This window comes from Dietzia sp. B19 (assembly GCF_014145155.1).
GTDB classification, from domain to species: Bacteria; Actinomycetota; Actinomycetes; order Mycobacteriales; family Mycobacteriaceae; genus Dietzia; species Dietzia natronolimnaea.
In genome coordinates, this window is record NZ_JAALED010000112.1 from 1 (window position 1) to 5,809 (window position 5,809).

Sequence of the window (5,809 nt, forward strand, 5' to 3'; positions counted from 1 at the left end):
CGGCGACCGACCCGCACCGGCGGTCTGGCCCGGCCCCCCGCACGTGGTGCCACGCTCGACCTGCTGCGTCGCCGCCCCGTGGGAACCCTGGTCGGCGTGACCGTGGTCGCGGCGATCGGGTGGGCCGTCCCGCTCCTGGGGATCTCACTGGCGGCCTTCCTCGTCCTGGACGTGATCCTGGGACTCGCGGCACGACGCGCACGCGGCTGACATCCGGGGAGGGCGCTGGGGTTACCCTCACTCCCATGGTGTCCAGGAGCGCGGGCGTCCTCTCCTCGGGCGCGCAGGCGATTCGCGCGTTCACCTACAGCTCCCCGGCCAGATCCGCGCTCGCGGCGTTCGCCTCCGCCATCGCCCTGTTCACCGCACTGCTGATGATGCCGTGGGCCACGTCCTCGGGCAGCTCGCCGGAGCTGCACGACGCCGTCTTCACGGCCACGTCAGCGGTGTCGGTGACGGGTCTGACCACGGTCGACACGGCCGCCCACTGGTCGTCAGCGGGTCAGGTGGTCATCCTGACGGCGATCCAACTGGGTGGCCTGGGCATCGTCACCATCTCGTCGATGCTGGCACTCTCGGTCACCCGGCAGTTCGGGGTCCGCACCCGCCTGCTGGCGCAGACCGGGACATCGGCGGGCGGGTTGGGGGAGGTCGGGTCGCTGATCAAGACGATCGTGGTCTCCTCGGCCGTGGTCGAACTGGTCATCGCCCTGATCCTCACCCCTCGGCTGATCGCCCAGCAGGGCTCGGTGGGCGACGGGATCTGGCATGCCGTCTTCTACGCCGTCTCCGCGTTCAACAACGCCGGCTTCATCCTCCACCCCGACGGCCTGGCGGCGGTGGCCCACGATCCCGTCGTCTTCTGGGCACTGATCTGCGCAGTGTTCCTGGGCAGCCTGGGTTTCCCCGTCCTGTTGGTCCTGTGGAAACACCAGTGGCACCTCGGCAGGTGGAACCTCCACACCCGCCTGACCGTCGAGTTCAGTGTCCTGCTGATGCTCGTCGGGGCTCTGGGATTCGCGGCGCTGGAGTGGAGCAACGTCGCGACCCTCGGCGGGGAGAGCGTCACGGACAAGCTCCAGAACTCCCTGTTCGCCTCGGTGATGATGCGATCCGGGGGTTTCGCGGTGATCGAGCCGGCGGACACCAGGTCGTCGACCATGTTCATCACCGACGCGCTGATGTTCGTCGGCGGTGGTTCGGTGTCGACCGCCGGCGGGGTCAAGGTCACCACCCTCGCCGTCATCTTTCTCGCCTTCCTCGCCGAGGCCCGAGGGCAGGAGGACACCACCGCTCACGGCCGCGCGCTGCCCACGTCCTCTGTCCGGATCGCCGTGTCCGTCGCAGGGATGGGACTGACTCTCGTGTCGGCCTCGGCCCTGACGTTGATGGTCCTCACCGGCGAGGACCTCGGACGCCCGCTCTTCGAGTCCATCTCCGCGTTCGCCACCTGCGGTTTGAGTTCCGGCCTGAGCGCGGAACTCGAGCCCGCGGGGGTGTACGTTCTGTCCGGGCTGATGTTCGCGGGCCGCGTCGGCATCATCACGTTCGCCACCGCGCTCACCATGCGAGCCCAGCGCACCAGATACCGCCTACCCACAGAGAGGCCGATCATTGGCTGACCGCAACCGTCGCCAGTCCCCGGTGCTCATCGTGGGCCTGGGCCGCTTCGGCGTCTCCCTGGCCACCCAGCTCGTCTCCCAGGGGCGTGAGGTGCTCGCGGTGGAACGGGATCACGGACTCGTGCAGAAGTACGCCGACTCCCTGACCCACGTGGTGGAGGCGGACGCCTCCGACATCGAGGCACTCCAACAGCTCGGCGCGCAGGACTTCTCCACCGCCGTGGTGGGCGTGGGGACCTCGATCGAATCGTCCGTCCTGGTGGCCGTCAACCTTGTCGACCTGGGCGTGGAGCACGTGTGGGCCAAGGCGATCAACAAGGCCCACGGAAAGATCCTCACCCGGATCGGGTGCCACCACGTCGTGTTCCCCGAGCACGACGCCGGCGTCCGCGTAGCGCACCTGGTCGCCAACCAGATGATGGACTTCATCAAGTTCGACGACAACTTCGCGATCGCCCGCATGCTCCCCCCGAGGGACGTCGTCGGACGCACCATCGATCAGTGCCGCCCCCGCAGTCGCCACAAGGTCAACATCGTGGGGATCAAGCCTCCCGGCCAGCCGTTCCACTACGCGGAGCCGGAGACCTCGATCGGTGCGGAGGACGTGATCATCGTCTCGGGGCATGTCCGGGACCTCGAGAGGTTCGCCGACCATTCCGACCGGAAGCGATAGCTCCGGCGATCTGCTGCACCAACCACAGTCCGCCGCCCACGAACAGCAGCACCCCGGCCAGCCGGTAGTCCGCATCCGCCCGCCCGGACAACGGGGACACGAGGAAGCCGCAGCTCAGCAGCCCCAGCACCGGAACCACGGTCGGCGCCCGGAAGTGCGCGTGCTCCACCGGCTGCCGGCGCAGGACCAGAACCGCGAGGTTGGTGACCGTGAACACCGCCAACAGCAGCAGTGAGGTGGTCCCGCCGAGGGCGGTGAGGTCGGCCAGGGCGACGAGCCCGGCCGCCAACACGGTGGTGAACAGGATGGCCACCCACGGAGTCCGCCTGCCGGGCAGGACGCGGCCGAGCGCCCGCGGCACCACCTTCTCCTGGGCCATGCCATACACCAGCCGGGACGCCATGAGCATGTTGATCAGTGCCGAATTGGCCACGGCGGCCATGGTGATGAACGCGAAGATCCAGATCGGGAACGCCGGGGCGCCCGTCGCCACCACCGTGAGCAGCGGGGTCTCCCCCTCGCCGAGTTCCTCCGGGCTCACCAGGGCCACCGCGGAGATCGCGACGAGGACGTAGATCAGGCCGGTCACCGCCAGTCCCGCGAACATGACCTTGGGGAAGATCCGCACCGGATCCTTGGTCTCCTCCGCCATGTTGACCGAGTCCTCGAACCCGACCATGGCGAAGAAGGCCAGGGCGGTGGCGGCCGTGACCGACCGGACCGGACTCTCGCCCGAGGCGGTGTCGAACTCCGTGACGCGCGAGAGATCTCCCTGGCCGTGTCCGATCGCCCACGCCCCGATCGCGATCACGATCAGGAGGCCCGTGAGCTCGATGGCCGTGAGCACCACGTTGAGGCGGACCGATTCGGAGACGCCGCGGAGGTTGACGGCCGCGACCGCGGTGATGAACGCCAGGGCGATTCCGATCAGCGGCCAGGTCCGGGACATCAGGTCGAGCCCGACCGCCTCGTTGAGGTTCCCGGCGAAGGCCAGGGCGGCCGAGGACGCCGAGGTCAGACCCGAGGCCATGACGGCGAAGGCCACGAGGAAGGTCAGGATCTGGACCCGGAACGCGCGGTGTGCGTACACGGCGGCGCCGCCGGCCTTCGGGTACTTGGTGACCAGTTCCAGGTAGCTCGTGGCGGTGAGGACCGCGACGGCGAACGCGATGAGGAACGCCAGCCACGCCGCGCCCCCGACCTCCTCGGCGACCTTGCCGGTGAGGGCGTAGATGCCGGTACCGAGGATGTCCCCGACGATGAACAGCAGGAGCAGACCCGGCCCGATCACCCGCTTGAGGGCCGGTGGCCGCAGGGCGCGCGTCGGCGCGGCCAGGCCGGGGTCTCCCGCGTCCCGACCCGGGGCGGACGGGGTATCGGTCATGGACACCTCCCACACACCGGAACGGTCGCCGATCCGGTCAGCATCCCACCGAACGGGCGTGCCGGAAGCGGCTCCGGGTATTGGCGGGAGTCGCCTGTGATCGGGGCAAGAAGAACGCTGGTCTTGGTTCGACTCCGGGACTAGATTCCGGACATGACAGTCACCGACGAGCTGCTCGAGGCCGCCTCGGCCTACCGGTCCGACTTCGACAAGGGCGACCTGCCCATGCCGCCCGGCCGCAAGATCGCCGTGGTGGCGTGCATGGACGCCCGCCTCAACCCGTACGGGCTGCTGGGGCTGTCCGAGGGTGACGCGCACGTGATCCGCAACGCCGGAGGCGTGGTCACCGACGACGTCCTGCGGTCCCTCACGATCAGCCAGCGACTCCTGGGCACCGAGGAGATCGTGCTGATCCACCACACCGACTGCGGCATGCTCACATTCCGCGACGACGACTTCAAAGACCAGATCCAGGCCGACACAGGACTGCGTCCGCGGTGGTCACCAGAGGCGTTTCCAGAAGTGGAAGCGGACGTCCGCCAATCGCTGGCGCGCGTCGAGGCCGACCCGTTCCTCCTGCACGGCACCGCTGTTCGCGGGTTCGTCTACGACGTGGCGACCGGGGACCTGAGTGAGGTCACGCGCGGATAGGTCCGCCTCGCCATAGGGGCGCACGGGGTCCGGAGAGAGCGATGGATGACGACCGTGCGTCTCGGGGGCCGTTCCCGGGTAAGTGTGCATCGCTCTTACCCGCTCTGGGTCACGGGCCGACCTCCCTTGTGCGCCGCCAAGCGTTGTTGGGTCTTATTCGGCTGCGTAAGCGATGCTCTCGCCCGCCAGCAATGCATCGCCTTGAGGCCGCACACTTGGACGCTTCAATAGTATCTATTTCGGGCATTATTGAAGCGGCAGCACTCGTTGGGAACTGCAAAAGTAGCCCTATGTGTAATAATTGCAGTATGAAACTGGGGGAAGCGACGGAGGCCGTCTTGGATCTTGCGGCCCAGCAGTGGGGCCTGTTCACTGCCGCCCAGGCCCGAGAGCTGGGTGTTAGTGCCGTCCTCCTGAGTCGCCTCGTGGACCGTGGAGTACTGCTGCGGGTGCGTCACGGGGTCTACGCGAGCGCCTCAACCCCAGTGACGACCGTGCTCGAGGTTCGGGCGCAATGGCTGGCCTTGAAACCGCATGCCCTGGCCGCTGAGCGCAGATACAACGACGACCAGTACGCGGTCGTCTCCCACGAAACCGCCGCGCAGCTGCATGGAATTGGCGATCTGCCCAGCGAGGCGATCATTTTCACCACGCCCGGCCGACGACAGACACGCCAGCGCGGTGTTCGGTTCGTCACCGCAGCGCTGTCCCCGGGGGAAGTCATCGACATGGATGGATTGCCGATCACCACCGTGGAAAGAACTGTGTTTGACCTGGCCCGTGCCGGGCATGAACCGGGACACCTCATCGATATGCTCGCCGATGCGCTGTCCAGGGGTCTAACCACCACAGATGACCTGGCAGAGGCTCTCGCGCCGGTAGCTGAGAACTTCGGAACTATCCGCAACACCGCGCCAGCAATGCGCGCTCGTCTGGAGGAACTCTTCCCGAGCCACCGCGCTGGCGATGACCACCTCGCCCGCATGATGCAGCAGGCGATAGCGCCGATCCAGGAACAGCTCCGCGAGATCGCCGCCAGAACTGCCCCGAACCTTAAGCTACCTGCGTCGGCAGCATTAGACTCGTCGGCGATGCTCTCCCCAGCGCTCCGAGAGAAGCTGGAAACCCAAGCCAGCACTACCGTGCAGGCCTTCGGGGACGCGCTAGCCGCTACCGGTGGTGGTTATGGCAGCAGCGTTGGTGGTGGCGCTAACTGGCTTCGTCAAGAGCGAAGCAAGACCAGTGACACCGAGGACGACGACCAGGCCGGCCGGGACGATGCCTGAACCCAGACCGCGGGCCACTCATGGCCAGATCACCGCCGGGCTACGCCAGTTCGCTAAGCAGCAGAAGTTGACCCCGAACGCCGTCTACAGCAGGTTTTTCCGCGAAGTGTTCCTCGCAGAACTGATGGCCACCGACCCGGTGTGGGTCCTTAAGGGCGGCACCAATCTGGACCGTTCCCGTTCTGGTGGACAC

The 5,809-nt window shown here is 67.4% G+C and carries 5 protein-coding genes and 1 pseudogene; 5 read left to right on the top strand and 1 reads right to left on the bottom strand.

Going from position 1 to position 5,809, the window contains the following annotated elements:
• The 3 genes and pseudogenes from G6020_RS04415 to G6020_RS04425 form a co-directional block, all read left to right on the top strand.
• A pseudogene (locus tag G6020_RS04415) lies at window positions 1–210 on the top strand (PepSY domain-containing protein); the annotation flags it as partial.
• A 35-nt stretch (window positions 211–245) separates the two neighbouring features.
• Window positions 246–1,622 carry a potassium transporter TrkG gene (locus G6020_RS04420; RefSeq protein ID WP_182609797.1) on the top strand — a complete coding sequence of 459 codons (1,377 nt, stop codon included), beginning with the start codon at window positions 246–248 and terminating at the stop codon, window positions 1,620–1,622.
• Window positions 1,615–2,295: a TrkA family potassium uptake protein gene (locus G6020_RS04425; protein WP_187700485.1), complete on the top strand. Its 681-nt coding sequence runs from the start codon at window positions 1,615–1,617 to the stop codon at window positions 2,293–2,295. The genes G6020_RS04420 and G6020_RS04425 overlap by 8 nt, the downstream gene beginning before the upstream one ends.
• Here G6020_RS04425 and G6020_RS04430 read toward each other — a convergent pair.
• The gene (locus G6020_RS04430; protein ID WP_182609798.1) at window positions 2,231–3,679 is read right to left on the bottom strand and encodes an APC family permease; all 1,449 of its coding nucleotides are present in this window, start codon (window positions 3,677–3,679) and stop codon (window positions 2,231–2,233) included. The two genes, G6020_RS04425 and G6020_RS04430, sit on opposite strands and share 65 nt — an antisense overlap.
• A gap of 153 nt (window positions 3,680–3,832) precedes the next feature.
• On the opposite strand from G6020_RS04430, the gene G6020_RS04435 reads away from it, so the two are divergent.
• Window positions 3,833–4,330 carry a carbonic anhydrase gene (locus G6020_RS04435; protein ID WP_182609799.1) on the top strand — a complete coding sequence of 166 codons (498 nt, stop codon included), beginning with the start codon at window positions 3,833–3,835 and terminating at the stop codon, window positions 4,328–4,330.
• Between the two features lie 308 nt (window positions 4,331–4,638).
• A complete protein-coding gene (locus tag G6020_RS04440; protein WP_182609800.1) occupies window positions 4,639–5,616 on the top strand; it encodes a type IV toxin-antitoxin system AbiEi family antitoxin domain-containing protein in 978 nt (325 codons plus the stop codon).
• Window positions 5,617–5,809: the final 193 nt, after the last annotated feature.